Annotated in this window: 25 protein-coding genes; all 25 read left to right on the top strand. The window is 36.7% G+C overall.

Going from position 1 to position 22,420, the window contains the following annotated elements:
* Positions 1 to 10 precede the first annotated feature (10 nt).
* The 25 genes from RCP16_RS21640 (at position 11) to RCP16_RS21755 (ending at position 22,398) form a co-directional block, all read left to right on the top strand.
* Complete coding sequence (locus RCP16_RS21640) at positions 11 to 736, top strand: response regulator (protein ID WP_069328654.1); 726 nt, start codon at positions 11 to 13, stop codon at positions 734 to 736.
* A 100-nt stretch (positions 737 to 836) separates the two neighbouring features.
* Complete coding sequence (locus RCP16_RS21645; protein ID WP_308641305.1) at positions 837 to 2,864, top strand: ATP-dependent helicase ComFA; 2,028 nt, start codon at positions 837 to 839, stop codon at positions 2,862 to 2,864.
* Positions 2,865 to 2,881: 17 nt separating this feature from the next.
* Positions 2,882 to 3,658 carry a ComFC family protein gene (locus tag RCP16_RS21650; RefSeq protein ID WP_308641306.1) on the top strand — a complete coding sequence of 259 codons (777 nt, stop codon included), beginning with the start codon at positions 2,882 to 2,884 and terminating at the stop codon, positions 3,656 to 3,658.
* A gap of 171 nt (positions 3,659 to 3,829) precedes the next feature.
* Positions 3,830 to 4,243, top strand: coding sequence for a TIGR03826 family flagellar region protein (locus tag RCP16_RS21655; RefSeq protein ID WP_069328652.1), 414 nt, complete (start codon positions 3,830 to 3,832; stop codon positions 4,241 to 4,243).
* A gap of 306 nt (positions 4,244 to 4,549) precedes the next feature.
* The gene (locus RCP16_RS21660; protein WP_371748141.1) at positions 4,550 to 4,804 is read left to right on the top strand and encodes a flagellar biosynthesis anti-sigma factor FlgM; all 255 of its coding nucleotides are present in this window, start codon (positions 4,550 to 4,552) and stop codon (positions 4,802 to 4,804) included.
* On the top strand, positions 4,764 to 4,925 hold the full coding sequence (locus tag RCP16_RS22525; protein WP_371748142.1) for a flagellar biosynthesis anti-sigma factor FlgM: 162 nt from the start codon (positions 4,764 to 4,766) through the stop codon (positions 4,923 to 4,925). Before RCP16_RS21660 ends, RCP16_RS22525 begins: the two co-directional genes overlap by 41 nt.
* A 3-nt stretch (positions 4,926 to 4,928) precedes the next feature.
* Positions 4,929 to 5,438 carry a flagellar protein FlgN gene (locus RCP16_RS21665; protein ID WP_069328650.1) on the top strand — a complete coding sequence of 170 codons (510 nt, stop codon included), beginning with the start codon at positions 4,929 to 4,931 and terminating at the stop codon, positions 5,436 to 5,438.
* Positions 5,439 to 5,453: 15 nt separating this feature from the next.
* Complete coding sequence (gene flgK, locus RCP16_RS21670) at positions 5,454 to 7,001, top strand: flagellar hook-associated protein FlgK (protein ID WP_069328649.1); 1,548 nt, start codon at positions 5,454 to 5,456, stop codon at positions 6,999 to 7,001.
* Positions 7,002 to 7,022: 21 nt separating this feature from the next.
* Positions 7,023 to 7,931 (top strand): flagellar hook-associated protein FlgL, encoded by a 909-nt coding sequence (gene flgL / locus RCP16_RS21675; protein WP_308641307.1) that lies wholly within the window; start codon positions 7,023 to 7,025, stop codon positions 7,929 to 7,931.
* Positions 7,932 to 8,007: 76 nt separating this feature from the next.
* Entirely contained in the window at positions 8,008 to 8,448 is a 441-nt protein-coding gene (locus tag RCP16_RS21680; protein WP_273592537.1) for a flagellar assembly protein FliW, read from the top strand.
* On the top strand, positions 8,448 to 8,681 hold the full coding sequence (csrA, locus tag RCP16_RS21685; protein ID WP_069328646.1) for a carbon storage regulator CsrA: 234 nt from the start codon (positions 8,448 to 8,450) through the stop codon (positions 8,679 to 8,681). The genes RCP16_RS21680 and csrA overlap by 1 nt, the downstream gene beginning before the upstream one ends.
* 176 nt (positions 8,682 to 8,857) lie before the next feature.
* Positions 8,858 to 9,625: a flagellin N-terminal helical domain-containing protein gene (locus RCP16_RS21690; protein ID WP_308641308.1), complete on the top strand. Its 768-nt coding sequence runs from the start codon at positions 8,858 to 8,860 to the stop codon at positions 9,623 to 9,625.
* Between the two features lie 243 nt (positions 9,626 to 9,868).
* Entirely contained in the window at positions 9,869 to 10,636 is a 768-nt protein-coding gene (locus RCP16_RS21695; RefSeq protein ID WP_308641309.1) for a flagellin N-terminal helical domain-containing protein, read from the top strand.
* A gap of 251 nt (positions 10,637 to 10,887) precedes the next feature.
* Positions 10,888 to 11,655: a flagellin N-terminal helical domain-containing protein gene (locus tag RCP16_RS21700; RefSeq protein WP_308641310.1), complete on the top strand. Its 768-nt coding sequence runs from the start codon at positions 10,888 to 10,890 to the stop codon at positions 11,653 to 11,655.
* A 255-nt stretch (positions 11,656 to 11,910) separates the two neighbouring features.
* Positions 11,911 to 12,681, top strand: a complete 771-nt coding sequence (locus tag RCP16_RS21705) for a flagellin N-terminal helical domain-containing protein (RefSeq protein ID WP_308641311.1) — start codon at positions 11,911 to 11,913, stop codon at positions 12,679 to 12,681.
* A 173-nt stretch (positions 12,682 to 12,854) separates the two neighbouring features.
* Positions 12,855 to 13,235 carry a flagellar protein FlaG gene (locus tag RCP16_RS21710; protein ID WP_308641312.1) on the top strand — a complete coding sequence of 127 codons (381 nt, stop codon included), beginning with the start codon at positions 12,855 to 12,857 and terminating at the stop codon, positions 13,233 to 13,235.
* A 12-nt stretch (positions 13,236 to 13,247) separates the two neighbouring features.
* Positions 13,248 to 14,726, top strand: coding sequence for a flagellar filament capping protein FliD (gene fliD / locus RCP16_RS21715; protein WP_308641313.1), 1,479 nt, complete (start codon positions 13,248 to 13,250; stop codon positions 14,724 to 14,726).
* 16 nt (positions 14,727 to 14,742) lie between these two features.
* Entirely contained in the window at positions 14,743 to 15,126 is a 384-nt protein-coding gene (gene fliS, locus RCP16_RS21720) for a flagellar export chaperone FliS (RefSeq protein ID WP_308641314.1), read from the top strand.
* Positions 15,127 to 15,128: 2 nt separating this feature from the next.
* Positions 15,129 to 15,476: an SPFH domain-containing protein gene (locus RCP16_RS21725; protein ID WP_308641315.1), complete on the top strand. Its 348-nt coding sequence runs from the start codon at positions 15,129 to 15,131 to the stop codon at positions 15,474 to 15,476.
* A 123-nt stretch (positions 15,477 to 15,599) separates the two neighbouring features.
* Entirely contained in the window at positions 15,600 to 17,426 is a 1,827-nt protein-coding gene (locus RCP16_RS21730; RefSeq protein WP_308641316.1) for a motility associated factor glycosyltransferase family protein, read from the top strand.
* Entirely contained in the window at positions 17,404 to 18,399 is a 996-nt protein-coding gene (locus RCP16_RS21735; protein ID WP_308641317.1) for an SDR family NAD(P)-dependent oxidoreductase, read from the top strand. The genes RCP16_RS21730 and RCP16_RS21735 overlap by 23 nt, the downstream gene beginning before the upstream one ends.
* Positions 18,400 to 18,527: 128 nt before the next feature.
* Positions 18,528 to 19,259: a cytidylyltransferase domain-containing protein gene (locus RCP16_RS21740; protein WP_308641318.1), complete on the top strand. Its 732-nt coding sequence runs from the start codon at positions 18,528 to 18,530 to the stop codon at positions 19,257 to 19,259.
* A 2-nt stretch (positions 19,260 to 19,261) separates the two neighbouring features.
* Positions 19,262 to 20,329, top strand: a complete 1,068-nt coding sequence (gene pseG / locus RCP16_RS21745; RefSeq protein ID WP_308641319.1) for a UDP-2,4-diacetamido-2,4,6-trideoxy-beta-L-altropyranose hydrolase — start codon at positions 19,262 to 19,264, stop codon at positions 20,327 to 20,329.
* Between the two features lie 65 nt (positions 20,330 to 20,394).
* Positions 20,395 to 21,441, top strand: a complete 1,047-nt coding sequence (pseI, locus tag RCP16_RS21750; RefSeq protein WP_308641320.1) for a pseudaminic acid synthase — start codon at positions 20,395 to 20,397, stop codon at positions 21,439 to 21,441.
* Complete coding sequence (locus tag RCP16_RS21755; protein ID WP_308641321.1) at positions 21,442 to 22,398, top strand: dTDP-glucose 4,6-dehydratase; 957 nt, start codon at positions 21,442 to 21,444, stop codon at positions 22,396 to 22,398.
* Positions 22,399 to 22,420 lie beyond the last annotated feature (22 nt).

Raw genomic sequence — 22,420 nt, forward strand, 5'->3', positions numbered from 1 at the left:
GAGTAACAGAATGGAAAACCATGATTACGGCACTAAAAAGATTAAGATATTGCTAGCCGACGATCATCAGCTTTTTCGTGAAGGTCTAAAGCGTATTCTGAATATGGAGGATGACCTTGAAGTTATAGGTGAATGTGGAGACGGAATTCAAGTTTTAGAATTCTGTAATCATAATCCTCCAGAAGTTGTATTAATGGATATTAATATGCCGATCGAAAATGGAGTAGTCGCTACTGAGAAATTGCGTGAACTATTCCCTGATATTAAGGTTATTATTCTGTCTATTCATGATGATGAAAGTTATGTATTTGAAACATTGCGTAAAGGGGCTTCAGGATATCTGTTAAAAGATATGGAAGCTGAGTCTTTGGTCAATGCTATTCGTTCTGTTATGGAAGGACATGCTTATATCCATCCAAAAGTAACAGGCAAGTTGATTCAACAACTACGCCGCATGACATATACAAATGAATCTGGTGTTTTAACAGATAATAATAGCTCTGGCGATACAGGTGTTAAATTTGTAGCCGGTGACGATAATCCTCTTACACGCCGTGAAGCCGAAGTATTGCGTTTGATGGCAGAAGGTAAGAGTAACAAGATGATTGGTGAATATCTATTCATCAGTGAAAAAACAGTAAAAAATCATGTGAGTAGTATCTTGCAAAAGATGGAAGTTGATGATCGCACACAAGCAGTAATCAATGCTATCAAACATGGTTGGGTTACTCTTTAATTTGTAAGATAAACACACGTAAAAGTGAAGCACACTTTTCCTAGGAATAGGGAAGGTGTGCTTTTTTTGTTTTTATTTCTATATAGAAGGGAGAACAGGCATGCATATTGTTTTATACGCTATTAGAAAGTCTAAAGGATGGCTTTTTGAAATATCACTGGATCTTCGTATCGATCTCATCTGGTGGACTTCAGAGAAACGAAGAGATGAACGTGCTCAGAAAATAATCTGTATTTCTTCTGTGATACCTTTAGGTTGGGCCATACAATGCCAACAATATTTAGAACTTGATCATCGTGCAGATTGTTGGAGTCCTACAGAATGGAAGCAATACATAGAAAAATGGCTGTATAACCGTATACGAAATTATAATCATTCCCATATTCAATATAGTGAGATCCAGTCTGTTATTCCGATAGAGCAAATTCAGCTTTTGTGGGATGACAAGCTGGGTAAAACAGAGGATATTCCTTTTTTACTATCTACTATAGAAGAAAAGCAAAATGAAGGGACTCAATATCCTTTATCCTCGACTTGGAAAAAACAAGTCATGCTGGGAGCGATAACACTAGCAAAAATGATGACAGGCCGTTCTTTACTGGCTACTGAATACATCATGATGATGACAGATCAGCAAGTAGATAACATACAGGAGTGGAAAACATACACCCAGCTCGCTTATCTCACTCAATCACTGCGATTACTAACAGGTGTTCATATAGATCCTATTTTAGGTTATCAGTGTCAACGTTGTGGTAGCCACACTATGAATCATACACCCTGCGCCAGCTGTGGCAGTTCTGCATGTGCCTATTGTGAAACATGCCTAAATCTAGGTAGAAGCCGTGAATGTACATTATTAATTCAATCGGTATATGTAGCTTCATCACGTACGACCCCTTTTTCTACTATAGATATTCCTATCCATACAGAACATATACAAACAAAGTGGGGACTAAGTGATGCACAGACAGAAGCCACGACGAGTGCACTGCATTTTTTGATCGGTTCAGCAAATAGATTAAACCCAAAAGCTATGTTAAGTAAGTATCTATTCGCTACATCGTTCCTATATTTTATTAAAAACAAAAAGAAGTTTCCTAGGACTTCCTATTTTACACATAAACGTTTCCTACTTTGGGCAGTAACCGGTGCAGGCAAAACAGAAATGACGTTTCCTTTAATTGATAGCGTGTTAAAAAATGCAGGAAAAGTATTAGTAGCTACACCAAGACGAGATGTAGTTCTAGAATTAGCTCCGCGAATGGCGAAAGCTTTTCCTACCACAACGATGGCTGTACTCTATGGTGGAAGTGAAGATCGCTGGCAAGAAGCAGATCTAACGATCGCTACAACGCATCAATTACTCCGTTTTTCGCAAGCTTTTGATCTGGTTATTTTGGATGAGCTGGATGCTTTCCCTTTTCACAATGATCCTATGCTGGCTTATGCGGCTAACCGTTGTTGCAAATCGGATGGTGCTTTTGTGTATCTATCAGCCACTCCACCTACAGCTTTGCAAAAAGAGATTAAAAGAGGCACTCTTGCTCATGCTAAGGTGCCTGCTCGCTTTCATGGTCATCCTTTACCTGTGCCCAAGTATATTTCGATGCCGACAGTAAATAATGCTTTAAAAAAGAAGCAGTTAGCACATACTTTATTAAAACAATTGCGTTACTCGGTAACACGTCAAGCACAGATCTTTGTATTTGTATCACGAATCGCTTTGATAGAATCTCTGGTTGAACTTTTACAATCCTATTTTCCACAGCTTTCTATAGCAGGTACTTCTTCTCAAGATGTTGAACGAGCGAATAAGGTTTTACTTTTTCGTGAGCAACAGATACGAATACTGGTAACGACAACTATTTTGGAACGAGGTGTGACTATTCCGTATAGCGATGTTTATATTTTAGATGCTGACAGTGGTTTATTTGATGCAGCTTCTTTAGTACAAATGGCAGGACGAGCGGGAAGATCCAAAGAAGATCCGAAAGGCCTTGTTATTTTTGCATCCAAGCAATGGACGATTGAGCAGAAAAAAGCTGTAGCTCAAATCAAACTTATGAATCGTATAGCTAAGCGTAAAGGCTATCTACATCTATCGAAATCAACAGATATTCGTTAACAAAGGAGTTATTGGCAATGTTAAAGCAAAATCGTTGGCAGACATGGTTATCTTATCTGCACCCACAATATACTGCGTGTATGACTTGTCATAAAAAAGCACCTCTTATGAAAAGGTATCCTCAAATATGTGAAAAATGTGCTTTAGCTATTCCGTGGATTACACAACAACAATGTAAAGTGTGTGGACGAGGAGAATACTGCCCTGATTGTCAGCGTAAATCTGCTTTTCAGCGCTATTTTATGTTTAACCGTAGTGCTGTCTATTACAATGATACGATGAGACAGTGGATAGCCGATTATAAATACCGTGGTCAGGAGCGCTATGCCCCACTACTAGGTAAGATGATGATTGAAGCTTACCAGCTAATGAAACGAGAAATGATAGAGTTTTATCAAAAAAGGTGGAATATCGATATAGTCACCGGGGTTCCTGTAAGTTCTACACGATTAATACAGAGAGGTTTCGATCAGGCAGCTGTGCTGGCAGAATATTTAGCTACTTATGAGCATTTATCCTATATCCCTCTTCTAGTAAGGCAGCGAGATACGTTAAAGCAAAGTTCACAAGGTCGTCAGGCACGTCTTTTAAATATGCAAGAAGTATTCAGTTATGCACCTCATACACCACAATGGTTGGCGACCTACCAGTCTTCAACGTTAAACATACTATTGGTTGATGATATTTATACCACCGGTAGTACCATTAATAATTGTGCCAAAGCATTAATTGAAGCAGGAAAATGTCATCAGATAGATATACAAGTGTTTAGCTTAACATGGGCTCGCTCTTAAAAATGATTCTAGAATCACTCTAGTCTATTTTGAGAACAATTTAAAAGAATCTATTAAATAAATCGTTAATTTGAGGTTTATTATTAATAAATGGAGCTCTATTGTACGATATAATATAAATAAGAGCTTAAATGATAAAGATACAGTGTAATGATTAGGAGGCGGTACGGGATGAACTTAGCTAATTGCCCACGTTGTGGTAAATTGCATGTTATGAACCTCAGAGGAATCTGTGGTAATTGTATAAAAGAAATTGAATTCCAATATGAAGATTGCATCAAGTACTTACGTGAACATAAAGGAACAACCATCACTGAATTATCTGAAGCAGTGGAAGTGCCTGTGAAGCAAATCACACAGTTTATTAGAGAAGGACGTATTTCTATCGCACATGCGCCTAATATGTCTTATGCGTGCGAAGTATGTGGTAGTCCTATTCGTGATAGTAATATGTGTGATTCTTGTCGTTCACGTCTTAACAAAGATATCCAACATGCTTATGAAGATGATACAGTAGCTAAAAAAGAAGAAGCACAAAAAACCCAAGGTACCTATCGGGCAGTCGACAAATTCCGAAATATGTAAAGAAATTTCCATATACAAGTCAAATAACGACAATATTTAGTGCTATATGAGTGATTCAAGTTGCATACCTGTGCAGGATTAGGACTTAAGCAATGAGAAATGTCGCTTTATAATTAACCACTTTATAACTATAAAAATTACTTCGAAAATGTCCGATAATCTTAGTAAATACTAAATCGGTTGTCTATATGATATCAGGAAAACAACCTTTTGCTTATCACCCAAGATTCCTGATATCAAAAAAAGAACGTCCTATACCAAATAGGAAGTTCTTCTCAACTAAAATTACTAAGGAGCGTGTCAACCATGAAAATTAACGAAACTAACCGCGTAAGTGCAATTAACCCATACCAAAGAGCAGCAGAAGCAAAATCGGTAACTAATGATAAAAAAGCAAATCGTAAAGATGAAGTGTCAATCTCGCCGGAGGCAATGGAAATGTTACAAGCAAACAGCACACAAGCTTCTGCTAATGCAGAACGTGCTCAAAAAATTCAAAGTGTCAATCTCGCCGGAGGCAATGGAAATGTTACAAGCAAACAGCACACAAGCTTCTGCTAATGCAGAACGTGCTCAAAAAATTCAAAGTCTGAAAGAACAAGTATCTTCGGGTACGTATAATGTGGATGCAGGCGCGCTTGCAGATAAGCTGTTGCCTTTCCTAAAAGGAACGGGGAATTAATCAATGAGTAGTGAGACTTTGCAGCAACTGGTGGCAAAGCTCGATCAAATGAATGATTGTCATATGCAAATGATCGAGCTCGGTGAGCGCAAAAAGCAAGCTGTTATCAAAAATGAAGTAGAATCTATGATTGCTATTATGAATCAGGAATCTAAATTAGCGAAATTTATTGACCATGAAGAACAAGAGCGTGAAGAGATTGTACATGCATTTTTGCTAGAACGTGGTATTAAGTCTAAGCTACGTTTAAACCTTACGGAGCTAGCTCGTCTAGTATTTGATCCGGAAGAAAAACAACTCCTTCTTGAAGCTCGTTCTCGATTGTCCGCCACCCTGCAAACTCTTCAACAACTCAATGAACTCAACAAGCAACTGATTCAACAAGCTTTGGATTATGTGGACTTCTCATTGGAAATGTTGGCACTTGTACCGGAACAAGATTTAACTTATCAACATCCGGCCGATAAAGCTTATGGAGCTACGCGTTCTGGACTATTCGATACGCGTGGATAAGATTAGGAGGAAAACATGACATCTACATTTCATTCAATAGAAACGTCCAAACGGAGTTTGGTGACAACGACCGCCTCGCTGAGTACAGTTTCTCATAATATTGCTAACGCTGATAGTGCAGGTTATTCACGCCAAGTCGTGCATACTAGTGCTACAAATCCTTTAGAAGCAGTTGCTTTCAAAAACGCTACTTCTGCTGGACAAATTGGTACAGGGGTAGAAGCAACTTCTGTGCAACGTGTACGTTCATTATTTTTAGATACTCAATTTCAAGGTGAAAATTCTTCATTAGGTAGTTGGGATATTCGTTCAGATACTTTGAACAAATTAGAAACAATTGTAAATGAACCATCGGATACAGGTTTACAAACTGTCATTAATAACTTCTGGAGTTCTTGGTCTGACCTTAGTAACAATCCACAAAGCACAACCAACCAAAAGATTTTGAAAGAGAACACATTGGCACTAACAGATGCTATGAATCAAATGAGTAAACAGTTAGATGCACTCAGCAACAACTTAACTTCAAGTGTAAGTTTAGACTCGACTACAATCAATTCTCTACTATCTACAGTAGGGAGTCTGAATAAAAGCATTATGTCAGTGGAATCTCAGGGCAATGATGCCAATGATTTACGGGACAGCCGTGACTATGCTATAGATCAATTATCCAAATACGGCAATGTACAAGTAACTCAATTATCAGATGGATACCAAGTTAACTTTGGTGGACAAAATGCTGTAACAGGTACTACTGTAACTCCAGTTACAGCGGCTTCTTTGCAAACAGCTTATGAAGGTGGAACTCTTTCAAGTGGTGAAGTACATGGATATCTTCTTTCTAGAGATACGTACGTAGCTGATTATAAGAGTCAACTGAACCAACTTGCTAATACACTGGCAAATGGCGATCTTACTGTGAAATTACCTTCAGGATCTGTCATTCCAGAAGGAACTGTTCTAAATGGAGTAACTTATTCTACAGCAGCAGGTAATCGTACTCTAACATCTGACCTCACAGTTACCGTTAAAGGTATTAATGGTCTTCATCAATTAGGATATAACAGTTCAGGTAAAGCTGGCGGAGACTTCTTTGGAACAACTGATGGAAGTGGTACCGTTAACGCAGGTAACATTACGATGAATAAGACACTACAAGATGACGCAAGTCAGATTGCATTCTCCTTACGTACAACAGGAACAGGTGCGAATGAAAAAGTGGTTACAGGTAATGGTGGTCTTGCACTGTTAATGACTGAACTTCAAAACACTAAAATGGATTTCGGTGGAGCTACACCTACAACAGTACAAGATTATTTCAATGGTATTGTAGGTCAAATGGGTGTAGATTCTCAAGAAGCTACTCGACAAGCAGCGAATGCCAAAACATTAACAGACCAAGTAGATGCAAGTCGGAAATCTGTTAGTGGTGTATCACTGGATGAAGAGATGACAGATTTAATTAAATTCCAACATGCCTATAGTGCTGCTTCCCGTTTTATGACTACTTTTGATCAATTATTAGACAAATTGATTAACAGTACAGGTAGAGTCGGACTTTAATAATTAAGGAGTAGAGAAGCTATGGGAATGCGTATAACATCAAACATGATGTCTTCACAAACCGTGAGGAATCTGAATAACAATCTTTTAAATATGGATAAGCTTAGTAATCAGTCTTCTACAGGACGAAAAATTAATAAAGCTTCAGATGATCCTGTAGGAACAACGTATGCTCTTCGCTATCGCGCGGAGTTAGCGGCTAATCAACAATATACAAGTAATACAGATGAAGCTAAGAGCTGGTTAGATTATTCGGATACAGTTATGGGTCAAGCAGGCGATGTGATGACTCGTATCAAAGAATTGACCGTTCAAGCAGGAACAGGAACAACAGATAGTAGTGGACTGACAGCAGTTAAGGATGAGCTAGAGCAATTGAAAGGCCAGCTTGCCAATATTGGTAATAGTCAGTTAACAGGTAAATATATTTTTAATGGACAACAACTGGGTGAAGAACCGTATACATTATCAGATACAGTCACAAGTCTAACTGATGTAGTAACAGATACAGGACAAGTCACTTATGGTATCAGTGAAAATGTATCGCTAGGAGTAAGTACTTCAGGTAATGACTTTTTTGGTTCTAAAGCAGACACAGATAATGTTTTTGCTATGATCGATCGCTTAACAACGGCGATGAATAATAACGACCATGCAGCGATTAGTGCAGAGTTACCAAACATTGAATCTAGAGCAACCAAAATGTCCGCTCTTCGTTCAGAAGTAGGTGCCAAAACTAACCGTATAGAACTGATCCAAAGTCGACTTGAAGATCGTGATCTTAATGTATCCACATTGCAATCCAAAGTTGAAGATGCAGATGTAGCTGAGACACTTATCAAAGCAACAGCGGCTCAAACAGTATATCAAGCAGCACTTAAAACGTCGGCTTCAGCGTTACAACTATCTTTAGTTAATTTTATGGGATAAACTTATATATAATTCAAAAGGCTATGGACCACCTTGTCCGTAGCCTTTTTCTCAAAAAAAGGAGGAATAGACTTACATGTCCGATTCACAAACGGCTACTAACCAATCTACGACTGAAAAAGAAGGAGTATATACTTTTTCTAAAGGAATTCCTGGTTTTCACGAAATTACAGAATATATGGTTGTTCAACAAATTACACCGTTTAGCTTATTACAATCAGCTTCACATCCCGAAACGAGTTTTATTATGATTGATCCATTTGTATACTACCCTGATTATGAATTTGAATTACCACAAGAAGTGGTAGATGAATTAGGTATTACAAAAGAAGAACATGTGGTTATTCGTAATATTGTGTCATGGAATAAAAAAGCGGAACATCGTACCGTTAATTTAGTAGCACCCATTATTTTTAATATCGATAATCATCAAGCTAAGCAAATTATTTTACAGAATACGCAATACACGATAAGACATCCATTACAACCTAATGTAGCAAAAGGAGGCGAATCCTAATGCTGGTATTATCACGTAAAAAGGGCGAATCGATTGTGATCGACGATCAAATCGAAGTGACTATTCTAGCTATTGATGGAGATACGATCAAGTTAGGAATTGCGGCTCCTAAAAATATTGATATTCATCGTAAAGAAATTTATGAAGCTATTCAATTAAGTAATCAAAGCGCCGCTGTAGGTTCTGAATTTTTGAAAGATTGGTTAAGTGAAGAAACTACAGAAAAGAAATAATAATATTACTTTTTGAGAAAAATTAAAATAGATTTCTAAAATCTATAAAAAAACAAAAAAAAATACCGATATAAAAAATAGAGCGACAGAAGTACTTGAGGAGCGTACGGCCTCAAGCTTAATCGCCAAAAAAACCACATGGATGTGGGATAACCGAATTCAAGGAGGAAATAACAATGATTATCAATCACAATATTCCAGCTTTAAACACGCAACGCAACATGGGTATGAACAGCACAGCGGCAAGCAAAAACATGGAGAAACTATCATCCGGACTACGTATTAACCGTGCAGCCGATGATGCAGCAGGACTATCCATCTCTGAAAAAATGCGCGGACAAATTCGCGGATTAGAGCAAGCACAACGTAACGTACAAGATGGTATCTCTTTCGCACAAACAGCAGAGGGTGCAATGAACGAAGTCAGTTCAATGCTTGGACGTATGAAAGAATTGAATGTTCAGAAAGCTAACGGAACATACAGTACTGGAGATAAATCCAATATCAATGCTGAGTTGAAACAATTGGGTACACAAATTGATAGCATCATGAGTAATACTACTTTCAATGGTATCAAAATTACATCTGATGTTACAGTTCAAGCAGATGATAGTACTTTCAAAATCACTATTTCTGGTGTTAAAACAAGTGGATTTAAAGGCTTGACTGCAAGTAGTACACTTTCTTCTATCAGTTCTGCGATTGAAAAAGTAGCAACACAACGTGCGAACTTGGGTGCTGTACAAAACCGTTTGGAATACACTTCAAACAACTTGGGAACAACGGTAGAAAACTTAACAGCATCTGAATCACGTATTCGTGATACAGATATGGCTAAGGAAATGGTAGCATTGTCCAAAAATAACATTTTGGTACAGGCTTCCCAATCGATGTTGTCACAAGCAAACTCTTCACCACAGGGCGTATTGTCCTTGCTTCGTTAATATTAGTTTTTGGAAAAAGACCTTGCTCTGGCAAGGTCTTTTTTTGTATGTATCTTTATAAAATGATTTTGATCGAGATAAAATATAATGTATAGAATATGAATATTGCTATACATACTTACTAAGAGGATACCGATATAAAGAGTAGAGCGAAAGAAGTACTTGAGGAGCGTACGGCCTCAAGCTTAATCGCCAAAAAAACCACATGGATGTGGGATAACCGAATTCAAGGAGGAAATAACAATGATTATCAATCACAATATTCCAGCTTTAAACACGCAACGCAACATGGGTATGAACAGCACGGCAGCAAGCAAAAACATGGAGAAACTATCATCCGGACTACGCATTAACCGTGCAGCCGATGATGCAGCAGGACTATCCATCTCTGAAAAAATGCGCGGACAAATTCGCGGATTAGAGCAAGCACAACGTAACGTACAAGATGGTATCTCTTTCGCACAAACAGCAGAGGGTGCAATGAACGAAGTCAGTTCAATGCTTGGACGTATGAAAGAATTGAATGTTCAGAAAGAAAACGGAACATACAGTGCTGGAGATAAATCCAATATCAATGCTGAGTTGAAACAATTGGGTACACAAATTGATAGCATTATGAGTAATACTACTTTCAATGGTATCAAAATTACATCTAATGTTACAGTTCAAGCAGACGATAGCAAATTCCAAATTACAATTAGTGGTGTTAATACAGCTGGATTTAAAGGTTTGTCAGCTGGTACTTCACTTTCTTCTATCAGTTCTGCGATTGAAAAAGTAGCAACACAACGTGCGAACTTGGGTGCTGTACAAAACCGTTTGGAGTACACTTCAAACAACTTGGGAACAACGGTAGAAAACTTAACAGCATCTGAATCACGTATTCGTGACACAGATATGGCTAAGGAAATGGTAGCATTGTCTAAAAACAATATTTTAGTACAGGCTTCGCAATCGATGTTGTCACAAGCAAACTCTTCACCACAGGGCGTATTGTCCTTGCTTCGTTAATCGTAAATGTTGGTTTCAAAAGCTCTGCTTTATGCAGGGCTTTTTTTATCCAATAAAACTCATTATTAGATCAATTAAAATAATTATTACAAATATATATATATTCATTACAATGCTATACACAAAGGTACGATAGATGTCGATATAAAGAATAGAGCGAAAGAAGTACTTGAGGAGCGTACGACCTTAAGCTTGATCGCCAAACTAAACCACATGGATGTGGGATAAACGAATTCAAGGAGGAAATAACAATGATTATCAATCACAATATTCCAGCTTTAAACACGCAACGTAACATGGGTATGAACAGCACAGCGGCAAGCAAAAACATGGAGAAACTATCATCTGGACTACGCATCAACCGTGCAGCCGATGATGCAGCAGGACTATCCATCTCTGAAAAAATGCGCGGACAAATTCGCGGATTAGAGCAAGCACAACGTAACGTACAAGATGGTATCTCTTTCGCACAAACAGCAGAGGGTGCAATGAACGAAGTCAGTTCAATGCTTGGACGTATGAAAGAATTGAATGTTCAGAAAGAAAACGGAACATACAGCTCTGGCGACAAAGCAAACATCAATGCTGAATTGGGTCAATTGGGTAAACAAATTGATAGCATCATGAGTAATACTACTTTTAATGGTATTCACATTACAAGTAATGTTACAGTTCAAGCAGATGATAGTACTTTCAAAATTACTGTTTCTGGTGTTAGCAGAACTGGTTTCTCTAGTCTAGGTTCGGGTACTGCACTTTCAGACATCAGTAAAGCAATCGAAAAAGTAGCAACACAACGTGCGAACTTGGGTGCTGTACAAAACCGTTTGGAATACACTTCAAACAACTTGGGAACAACGGTAGAAAACTTAACAGCATCTGAATCACGTATTCGTGATACAGATATGGCTAAGGAAATGGTAGCATTGTCCAAAAACAACATTTTGGTACAGGCTTCACAATCAATGTTGTCACAAGCAAACTCTTCACCACAGGGCGTATTGTCCTTGCTTCGTTAATCGTAAACGTTGGTTTCAAAGGCTCTGCTTTATGCAGAGTCTTTTTTTATACAAAGAAATAAAATTAAATGAATATATTAGTTAAAACTATTAATTAAATTATTATAAAAGAGGATATGCTATACATAAAGGCAGAATAGATGTCGATATAAAGAGTAGAGCGAAACAAGTACTTGAGGAGTATACAGCTTCAAGCTTGAGCGCCAAACTAAACCACATGGATGTGGGATAAACGAATTCAAGGAGGAAATAACAATGATTATTAATCACAATATTCCAGCTTTAAACACGCAACGTAACATGGGTATGAACAGCACAGCGGCAAGCAAAAACATGGAGAAACTATCATCCGGACTACGCATCAACCGTGCAGCCGATGATGCAGCAGGACTATCCATCTCTGAAAAAATGCGCGGACAAATTCGCGGATTAGAGCAAGCACAACGTAACGTGCAAGACGGTATCTCTTATGCACAAACAGCAGAGGGTGCAATGAACGAAGTTAGTTCAATGCTTGGACGTATGAAAGAATTGAATGTTCAGAAAGAAAACGGAACATACAGTGCTGGAGATAAATCCAATATCAATGCTGAGTTGAATCAATTGGGTAAACAAGTAGATAGTATTTTAAGCAACACTACATTCAACGGAATCAGTATTGTTGGTAGTGGCGTTAAAATTCAAGCAGATGATAGTAAATTTACTATTACTGTTTCTGGTATTAAAACAAGTGGATTTAAAGGCTTGACTGCAAGTAGTACACTTTCTTCTATCAGTTCTGCGATTGAAAAAGTAGCAACACAACGTGCGAACTTGGGTGCTGTGCAAAACCGTTTGGAATATACTTCAAACAACTTGGGAACAACCGTAGAAAACTTAACAGCGTCTGAATCACGTATCCGTGATACAGATATGGCTAAGGAAATGGTAGCATTGTCTAAAAACAACATTTTGGTACAGGCTTCCCAATCGATGTTGTCACAAGCAAACTCTTCACCACAGGGCGTATTGTCCTTACTGCGTTAATACGAAAAATAAGTACTCAAGACTCTGCCTATGGCAGGGTCTTTTTACTTATTTATGCGATATACCTTAAAGAATCACCTGTAAAGACCGATATAGATAGTAACAGACTAAACAGACCACTAATAGAATAAATGATAACTTACACATAACAATATTGAATAAGGAGGTTCTGCATGGATCCAATTATGTCTTCAAGCAATATGGGAAGTACGATACCCACTCCAACGACTGTAATCAAAAAAGAAGTGAGTCCATCTCCGCAACCCAATCAAGCACTTGAACAAGCGATTATAGCTGCTTCTCAACCTACACAGTTGACTAAATTACAAAATCAAGAGCAGGCTATCAAAGATTTGCAAAGAACAATTGATGCTATACAGGGCCCACAAAAAGCGTTTGAGATTTCGGTACATCAAGAAACGCATGCGATTATGATCAAAGTGAAAAATAAAGAAACAGGCGATCTGATCCGGGAAGTACCTTCCGAAAAAGTATTGGATGCTTTAGCAAAATTAATGGAAGTTACAGGGCTTATTGTAGATAAAAAAGTATAGGAGGAAAACAATATGGTTACAAGAATAACAGGTTTAGCCAGTGGTATGGATATTGATGCAACGGTTACCAAATTGATGAAGGCAGAAAAAGCACCATTAACTAAGCTGACACAAGATAAACAATTGGTTGAATGGAAACGTGAAGGATACCGCGATGTTAGTACTAAATTAGTTTCCTTTTTGAATGATAAACTAAACAATTTAAGTCTGAGTAGTTCGATTAATGCTCAGAAAGCAACAATAACGGGTAACTCAACAGCAGTGTCTGCGACAGCAACGGGATCAGCAAGTGGTGGGGTACTAAATATATCAGTACAAGGTTTGGCTTCAGCAACAAATGTAACATCAAATACAGGAGCAGGTGCTCATGCAGGTACAGAAGCACTTTCTAATGTTTATAGTGGTACTGATCCGGTAGTCATAAACGGTCAAACTATTAATATTGAACCTACAGACACGATCAATTCTTTTATACAAAAAATTAACTCTAACAAAGATGCTGGTGTTACAGCCGTATTTGATCCAAATAGTGGTAAAATGTCTTTGACCAATAAAGCGACTGGTAATTCTCCATTAACTTTTAGTGGTGCAGCGCTTGAAGCCTTTGGAATCAAAGATGGTAATGTCACAAGCAATTTGGGTAAAGATGCAGAACTTACAGTGAACGGATTAGCGATTACACAGAAATCCAACTCATTTTCAATGAATGGTGTAGATATTACGCTAAATACAGTCACACCGGCAGGACAAACGACTCAAGTTTCTGTTACTCCAGATACGGATACATTAGTTAAAAGTGTACAAACTTTTGTGGATGCTTATAATGATGTCCTCTCTATGCTTAATTCAAAAGTAGGAGAAGAACGTTACAAAAAATACGCACCACTTACAGATGAACAGAAAAAAGATTTAAGTGACGATGAGCAAAAGCTTTGGAACACCAAAGCTAAGAGTGGTATGCTCAAAGGCGATGATATGTTGCAACAAACGATTTCTACTATGCGTACAGCAATGATTCAAGGGGTTACACTAAGTGATGGATCTAAAGTGAACTTTGCTCAATTAGGAATTACCACAGGAACATATGAGACACGTGGTAAGCTCTCATTGGATACAGAAAAACTTAAAACTGCTTTAGCAAAAGATCCTAATATTGTAAACAACTTTTTTGGAGCACAAGATTCAGCTACAAGCTCTACAAATAAATATACGGATCAAGATGGTATGTTAAGCAGAATGAAAAAAATTACGAAGTCTTCACTTGAGAGCTTAGCCAGTACTGCCGGAACATCTCGCGTAAGCAGTGACGCTAACTCTACGTTCTTAGTGAATAGCTTAATGGGAACACAATTAACAGGTATGGACAGACGTATTTCTGATTGGAATAGTCGTTTAAATACAATTGAAACTAATTATTATAAGAAATTTACTGCAATGGAAACTGCTATCAGCCGATATAATAACCAGTCGACAAGTCTTTCGAGTCTTTAACTAAGGAGGTGATAGAGTGATTAAATCACCCTATCAAAAATATCAACAAGCTCAGGCACAGACAGCTTCAAAACCGAAACTTCTTATTATGTTATATGATGGTGCTATTCGATTCGTTAAAGCCGGTGTTGAAGGAATTAATGAAAGAAATTATGAAAAAGCAAATAATAACTTGTGTAAAGCACAGGCAATCGTACATGAATTAATATCATCTTTGAACTTTGATTTTGCAATTGCTAATGAATTAATTGTCATTTATGAATATATGCTTCACTGTCTGATTGAGGCAAACGTGAAGAAAAATGTTGATCTTGCTGAAGAAGTATTGATCCATCTTTCAGATTTGCGTGAAACTTGGTTAGAAGCAAGCCGACTTCCAGAAGCTGCAAATGGTGTGTAATAATGAATACTATAGAGAATCTAAAAGATCTTTTAAAAGAGCTTGATCAGTTAACACAAGAAATCGTCAGCCGTCTTCATGTTATTAGTGAAGAGGAAATGTTAGATTTTATAGACCAACGTGAAGCTATTGTTCAACAAATGCAAAGTTATCGCGATGCTGTTACTGATCAAGATCGAATAGATATTCAGAAGATTTTAGATTGCGATTTGTTAATCATGAATAAATTGAATTCTTTTAAAGATCAAGCTGGCAACTGGTTGGAAAAGCAAGGAAGTATTCGAAGTCAGCATACTGCCTATCATCAAAATTATGTAACAGATAGTTTTTTTATAGACCATCTCAAATAAATGGAATAAAAATCCACCTTTGTCTACACCGAAAAGGTGGATTTTTGTATGTAAATGTTCACTTCAATCTCTGTAATTCCGATATACTACATATAGAAAGTAAATACACGAGCGAATGGTGGTATGATAGTGTCTAATTTAGAACTGAATATGGAAGTGCTAAATCAACGTTTTAAACATGTAGCTCAAAAGATGCTTGTGATTGAATCGGATGATATAAAAGATAAAAAATTTGTTCAAGAACCATGGGATAAAGATGAGAATTGGTTAGAAGCAGTAAGAGGATCTGTTGAAGATTTGAATATCATTTTTGTCTATGGTTTTGGCCAGGGCTTAGGTATAGCAGACCTGTTAGAAATGTATCCGAATCGTTGGTTATTTGTATATGAACCGGATGAGCAAGCTTTCTTGAATTCAATGAAAGAGTATGATTTTCGTGAATTGCTAAATCATCCTAACTTGCAATGGGTTTCTGTTGGAGAAACACAGTTAAACATGTTGTTTTATCTAGTCTGTAGCTATATGAATCAAGAGATGGCATTTGTTGCGTTAAGACATTATCTAGATAATGATATGGATGTATTACGGGAAGTGAAAGAGGATTTTAAAGAATACAATATCACGTTTAATTCCAATAAACTAACACAACAGTTTTTCCAAGAAGATTGGCTTCGTAACGGTTTATATCAAATGGCAAGTATGCTGTTCACTCCAGCACTTGAAGAATTACAAGGGCAATTTAAAGGAGGTACAGCTGTTGTCATCTCATCTGGTCCTTCTTTGCAAGAAGATATAGAGTGGATTACACGTCTAAAACCACATGCTCTTATCATCGCTGCTGGGTCCAGTATTCAAGCATTGGTTAAAAATGGAATAAGACCTCACTTAACTGTAGTTATGGACGGTGGAGTCATTAATAATAAAGTCTTTGAAGATCCGAGAACTTTAGAATCTCCACTATTGCATACATCATCTGCTTATTATGAAATATCCGAGCGTAAATCTAATCATTTAATTCACAGTATTATGAAAAATGATGTAGCTTCTCAATACTTTATGGGATTACCTGAAGAGGAAGTTATTATTTCTTCTACACCGACGGTAGCAGGAACCGCGATGCAAGCAGCGATACGTTTAGGAGCTACTCGTATTATTATGATGGGTCAAGATTTATCTTTTCCTGGAAATAAATATTATGCTGATGGTGTAAATCATGTTAGCACTGAAAGAGCTAACTCTGATGTTGAGACAGCTAAGATTCAGGTGCTTAATGTAAATGGTACCTATAATACGACAAATCAGAGTTTTATGTTTATGAAAGACTCTCTAGAGGATTTAGTTACGGCTTTTACAGATATTGAATTTATAAATTCTACACGAAATGGTGCATCTATTGAGGGAACAGTCTGGATGCCTATAGAAGAAATATATGATTTGATTAAAAATGAGCAAATGGATCAGGAATGTATGGTTACAATGAGTGATAAAACTAACTATGTAACTGACATGCAAAAAGTTACAAGTGTAACCAATAAAATTAAAGCGACCATGGCTGACTTTGAAGTGATGAAAAGCGAAATCAAAGATATTCAAAAACTATTAGGTAAAGTTCAAGAACTTAGTCGTACCAAACCAGTTAAAGGTCAAAGAATGATGGAAAGTATAGAGATTGCTTGGGGAAAACTTGTTCATCGTGAATGGTTTGATCCTATTTTGGAAACAGTATTACCTACTTCTATTAAAGTATTTGATCAGCAGTTACCTATCATTGTTAATGAAAAGAACTTAGTCTTAAAATCCGATCTTATTTATAAACATTTAGGAAAAGTATTGAAAGATATTATTGAAAAAATTCCAAGTCTGATCGAACTATTTACAGAGTCTATTCGTCGAATTGATGAAATTAATATGCAAAGGGTCGGTGCAAATGGAACAACGGATGTATCATAATAAAAAGATTTTAGTAACAGGTGGTACAGGAACAATTGGAATCAGCTTGATTAAAAAATTATTAGAAGAAGATCCGCAAGTTATTCGTATTTTTAGCCGAGATGAATATAAACAATACGAGATGAGTATAGCTTTGCAAGAGCATGCTGCTAAGCTACGTTTTTTGATCGGCGACGTTCGAGATCAACAACGATTAATGCGTGCGATGGAAGATATCGATTATGTATTTCATTTAGCGGCTATGAAACATGTGCCTTTCTGTGAATACAATCCTTTTGAAGCGGTTCAGACTAATGTAATCGGTACACAAAATATTATTCAAGCAGCTGTAGCAAATGGGGTACAAAAAGTACTATTTACAAGTACAGATAAAGCGATCTCTCCTACAAATACGTATGGAGCAACTAAGCTGACAGCTGAACGTTTAATTTCAGCAGCTGAATATCAAAAAGGCCCTAAATCTACAGTATTCTCATCAGTTCGATTTGGCAATGTAATGGGTTCTCGTGGATCGGTTATTCCATTGTTCAAGCAACAAATCTTAGATAAACAAAAAATTACGATTACAGATCCAGATATGCTTCGCTATATGATGACGCCTAACCAAGCTATTGAGTTAATTATGAAAGCCAATGAAATAGCTCAAGGTGGCGAAGTATTTGTTTTGAAAATGCCTACGATTCGAATTGGGGATTTGGCAGAAGTATTAGTAGAAACTGTATCTCAAAAATATAATGTACAAAAAAGTGTTGAAATACAAGCGATAGGACTTCGTCCAGGAGAAAAACGCTTTGAAGAGTTAATGACGATGGATGAGCATTTAATTGCCAGTGAAACAGAAGAAATGTTTATTATTCCAGCGGGATTTAATACTAAACCAGCTACAATAAAAAATGAAATTACAAGTCTTGATATGACACCTATTGATAAAGAAACAATTAAAGAGTGGATACTAAAAGAAGAATTGGTATAACGCAGTTTATAAATTTTTTATATACAAAGGAGGAGAATTATACATTAAGGTTAATCTGCTTTAAGCCTGATATTTCTTATTTCATTTTGTTACCTATTTTGATTTTAAAGTAGAAAGGAACCCATTATATGAAAAATATTATTATCATCCAAGCTAGAATGGGGTCTTCACGTCTTCCAGGCAAAATATTGTTACCTTTAGGAAAAAGTACTGTTCTGGATTATGTAGTATCTAGATGTCAGCAAATTAATAATGTAGAGCATGTTATTGTAGCCACATCAGCATTACAACAGGATGATCAAATTGAAGAATGGTGTAAAAACAAAAAGATAGATTGTTACCGTGGATCAGAAACAGATGTACTATCTCGATATTATCAATGTGCTGTTCAGTATCAGCCTGATTATGTTATTAGAGTAACGTCAGATTGTCCGTTTGTAGATATTGAAATGGCTGAACTTACTATTAATGCCATGCAGAAAGAACCTTCAGATATTGTGATCAATCGACAGCAGTCTGAGGCAACTCGTGGATTAGCTGTAGAAATGATTAGCTTTAAAGCATTAGAAAAGATCTACAATATTTCTACAGAGCCTAGACATCGTGAGCATGTTACTTACTATGCTTATGAATATGCCGAAGAATTTAAACAAACTATTTTAGAGTTACCCTTATTTATGTTACATCCAGAATTAAGATTAACTGTAGATACAGAAGAAGATTATACATTATGCAAAGTATTAACGGAGCATTTCGGAGATCGTAAAGATATTCCTGCTTCAGAATATGTGAATTATTTAGTAGAGCATCCTGAAGTTGCTAAGATTAATGCACATATTGAACAAAAACCGGTAATATAAACATGCAAAAGACAATAATTATACGTGCTGATGCTTCTGAAATCATTGGCTCTGGTCATATTATGCGATGTCTTGTTTTAGCTGATGAATTACATCATTACGGGATACAAGTTATATTTGTATGCAGAACTTTACAAGGTAATTTATCCGAATATATTACCAAACGTGGATTTCAGGTTTTGAATATACCGACTCAAGAGCCTTTATCAACAGCCAATCAAGAAATCGAGATTGATTTTATGATTGATCACATTCAAACATTAAATCTATATCCCTATTGGCTTGTTGTAGATCATTATGAAATTAATGAATATTGGGAATTAGCTTTGAGAAAGTACGTCGAAAAAATTATAGTGATTGATGATCTAGCAAATCGGAAACACGATGCAGATGTATTAATGGATCAGAATTTGACTGAACATGGGGAGTCTCGCTATTACAACCTTGTTCCTGAAAAATGTAAATTATGTATAGGGCCGCAATACTTATTGCTTAGATCTTCTTTCTACAAAGAAAGAAAAATAGTAAAGAAGCGATCAGGAAAAGTAAAAGAAGTGTTGTTATTTTTTGGTGGAAGTGATCCAACGAATGAAACACAGAAAATAATAAATTCGATTCAAGAAGATGTATTTTCTAGTTTGAATTTCACTCTTATCATCGGAAATTCTTATGCTTATCAAAAAAGTATTATTCAAAAATGTGCTGCTTTGGAACATGTGAAATTATATATTCAGACAGAAAAAATGGCTGAAATTATTGCTAAATCTGATTTTTGTATAGGGGCAGGAGGAAGTGCAATGTGGGAACGTTGCTATTTAGGATTACCTTCTGCGATAACAATCGTGGCCACCAATCAATACCCATCTGTTTCTATGGCAGAGCATCTCGGTCTAATATGGAATTTAGGAGATTATAAGCAAATAAATTCTTCCCATTATACCGATATCTTATTAAAAGCAATGTCTTCACCCAACGATCTTCTAAATATGAGTCAGCGTGGATTAGAAACATTAGACAATCAAAATTCATCAGAACAAAATATTTTAACAAGTATCATACTTGAAAAATGAATCGAACCCGAAAATAAAGTAAGTATAAATAAGCTTCATCAATGAATAGGAGGAATAAATTATATATGGAATTTCAGATAGGATCGCATTGGATCGGTAAAAATCATAAACCTTTTATTATTGCTGAGATGTCGGGCAATCATAATCAATCGTTAGAACGTGCTTTAAGTATCGTAGAAGCAGCTGCAAAGGCAGGCGCAGATGCTTTAAAATTACAGACATATACAGCAGATACTATGACATTAGATATTCATGATGCTGAGTTTTTTATTGAGGATGAGAACAGTCTTTGGAAAGGAAACTCATTATATAAATTGTACCAAGAAGCCTATACCCCTTGGGAATGGCATAAACCTATTTTCGATCGTTGCGCAGAATTAGGTATGTTAGCTTTTAGTACGCCATTTGATGAAAGTGCAGTTGATTTTTTGGAGTCATTAAATGTACCGGCTTATAAAATTGCTTCTTTTGAGAATACTGATATTCAATTGATTCGTAAAGTGGCTGCTACAGGTAAACCTATGATCATTTCAACAGGAATGGCATCTATTGCTGAAATTGATGAATCAGTGCGTGAAGCTAGATTAGCGGGTTGTCAAAATCTAGTGTTACTAAAATGTACAAGCACGTATCCTGCTACTCCTTCGAATACCAATATTGTGACCTTACCTCATATGGAAAAATTATTTAATTGCTTAGTAGGAATGTCTGATCATACGATGGGTGTCGGGGTATCAGTTGCTAGTGTAGCTTTAGGAGCAACTGTAATTGAAAAACATTTCACATTACGTCGTGCAGATGGTGGTGTAGATTCTGCATTCTCACTAGAACCGGAAGAATTACAATCTTTAGTTGTTGAGACAGAACGAGCATGGCAATCGCTTGGGCAAATTACGTATGGAGCAACTGAACGTGAACAGCCTTCTCTTAAATTACGTCGTTCATTATATATTTCTCAAGATTTGCACGCAGGCGATATATTAACTAAAGATAATGTAAAAGCTATTCGTCCAGGTTTGGGGCTTCCAACAAAATATATGGATCATTTATTAGGACGTACCGTTGCAAAAGATGTAGCTAAAGGAACACCACTGACTTGGGAGGTTTTTTAAATGTCGAATAAGAATATTTTGCTAACTGGTGGAGCAGGATTCATAGGACGCTGGGTAGCCAAAAAGTTATTAGATGATGGATACCAATTATGGATTTTAGATGATCTATCTAATGGTCAAGAATCTAATTTGAGTGAATTTAGAGATCATCCTAATTTAAAAGCCTTTATCAAAGGAACTATTTTAGATGAAGCATTACTTCATGAATTGTTTGAACAAAACCGTTTTGCTGTTTGTTATCATTTAGGAGCATCAATCAATGTACAAGATTCTATTGATGATCCTCGTACTACTTTTAATAACGATACAATTGGAACTTTTTATATTTTAGAACAATGTCGCAAACACAATACAAAAGTCGTATTTATGAGTACTTGTATGGTATACGATCGTTGCAGTGATATCCAAGGAATCGATGAGCTTCATCCTACGAAACCTGCTTCTCCTTATGCAGGTGCTAAAGTGGCTGCCGAAAATATGGTGCTTTCTTATTATTATGCTTATAAACTGCCTACTGTAGTTATTCGCCCATTTAATACGTATGGACCTTTTCAAAAAACAGGTGGTGAGGGTGGCGTAGTTGCTATTTTCCTTAAAAATGATTTGGATGGAAAAGATCTGAATATTTATGGTGATGGAACTCAGACTCGTGATCTTCTTTATGTTGAAGATTGTGCCCGTTTTGTTGTAGCAGCAGGTTTTAATAGTCAAGTCGATGGAGAAATTGTAAATGCAGGCTTAGGTCGTGATATTACAGTTAATGATCTAGCACTAACGATTACAGGTGATTCATCAAGAATTAAGCATGTTGAGCATATTCATCCGCAAAGTGAAATTCCTAAATTGCTTTGTAATTCAACCAAAGCAGGCAAACTAATGGAATGGAAAGCAGAAGTATCTTTAGAAGAAGGAATTGCTCGAACTAGAGAATGGATCAAGCAAGGCGGTTTGAACTAAAGAGCATCCAATCCATACCGAG

It is taken from the genome of Paenibacillus nuruki (assembly GCF_963311185.1).
Lineage (GTDB): Bacteria > Bacillota > Bacilli > Paenibacillales > Paenibacillaceae > Saccharibacillus > Saccharibacillus nuruki.

Coding starts and splice junctions, on each gene's coding strand:
- RCP16_RS21650 (WP_308641306.1), top strand. CDS start 2,882: ATGTTAAAGCAAAATCGTTGGCAGACATGGTTATCTTATCTGCACCCA.
- flgL (WP_308641307.1), top strand. CDS start 7,023: ATGGGAATGCGTATAACATCAAACATGATGTCTTCACAAACCGTGAGG.
- RCP16_RS21665 (WP_069328650.1), top strand. CDS start 4,929: ATGAGTAGTGAGACTTTGCAGCAACTGGTGGCAAAGCTCGATCAAATG.
- RCP16_RS21755 (WP_308641321.1), top strand. CDS start 21,442: ATGTCGAATAAGAATATTTTGCTAACTGGTGGAGCAGGATTCATAGGA.
- RCP16_RS21705 (WP_308641311.1), top strand. CDS start 11,911: ATGATTATTAATCACAATATTCCAGCTTTAAACACGCAACGTAACATG.
- RCP16_RS21695 (WP_308641309.1), top strand. CDS start 9,869: ATGATTATCAATCACAATATTCCAGCTTTAAACACGCAACGCAACATG.
- RCP16_RS21700 (WP_308641310.1), top strand. CDS start 10,888: ATGATTATCAATCACAATATTCCAGCTTTAAACACGCAACGTAACATG.
- RCP16_RS21725 (WP_308641315.1), top strand. CDS start 15,129: ATGAATACTATAGAGAATCTAAAAGATCTTTTAAAAGAGCTTGATCAG.
- fliD (WP_308641313.1), top strand. CDS start 13,248: ATGGTTACAAGAATAACAGGTTTAGCCAGTGGTATGGATATTGATGCA.
- RCP16_RS21740 (WP_308641318.1), top strand. CDS start 18,528: ATGAAAAATATTATTATCATCCAAGCTAGAATGGGGTCTTCACGTCTT.
- RCP16_RS21730 (WP_308641316.1), top strand. CDS start 15,600: ATGATAGTGTCTAATTTAGAACTGAATATGGAAGTGCTAAATCAACGT.
- RCP16_RS21640 (WP_069328654.1), top strand. CDS start 11: ATGGAAAACCATGATTACGGCACTAAAAAGATTAAGATATTGCTAGCC.
- flgK (WP_069328649.1), top strand. CDS start 5,454: ATGACATCTACATTTCATTCAATAGAAACGTCCAAACGGAGTTTGGTG.
- RCP16_RS21660 (WP_371748141.1), top strand. CDS start 4,550: ATGAAAATTAACGAAACTAACCGCGTAAGTGCAATTAACCCATACCAA.
- RCP16_RS21655 (WP_069328652.1), top strand. CDS start 3,830: ATGAACTTAGCTAATTGCCCACGTTGTGGTAAATTGCATGTTATGAAC.
- RCP16_RS21710 (WP_308641312.1), top strand. CDS start 12,855: ATGGATCCAATTATGTCTTCAAGCAATATGGGAAGTACGATACCCACT.
- RCP16_RS22525 (WP_371748142.1), top strand. CDS start 4,764: ATGGAAATGTTACAAGCAAACAGCACACAAGCTTCTGCTAATGCAGAA.
- RCP16_RS21645 (WP_308641305.1), top strand. CDS start 837: ATGCATATTGTTTTATACGCTATTAGAAAGTCTAAAGGATGGCTTTTT.
- RCP16_RS21690 (WP_308641308.1), top strand. CDS start 8,858: ATGATTATCAATCACAATATTCCAGCTTTAAACACGCAACGCAACATG.
- pseI (WP_308641320.1), top strand. CDS start 20,395: ATGGAATTTCAGATAGGATCGCATTGGATCGGTAAAAATCATAAACCT.
- RCP16_RS21735 (WP_308641317.1), top strand. CDS start 17,404: ATGGAACAACGGATGTATCATAATAAAAAGATTTTAGTAACAGGTGGT.
- RCP16_RS21680 (WP_273592537.1), top strand. CDS start 8,008: ATGTCCGATTCACAAACGGCTACTAACCAATCTACGACTGAAAAAGAA.
- pseG (WP_308641319.1), top strand. CDS start 19,262: ATGCAAAAGACAATAATTATACGTGCTGATGCTTCTGAAATCATTGGC.
- csrA (WP_069328646.1), top strand. CDS start 8,448: ATGCTGGTATTATCACGTAAAAAGGGCGAATCGATTGTGATCGACGAT.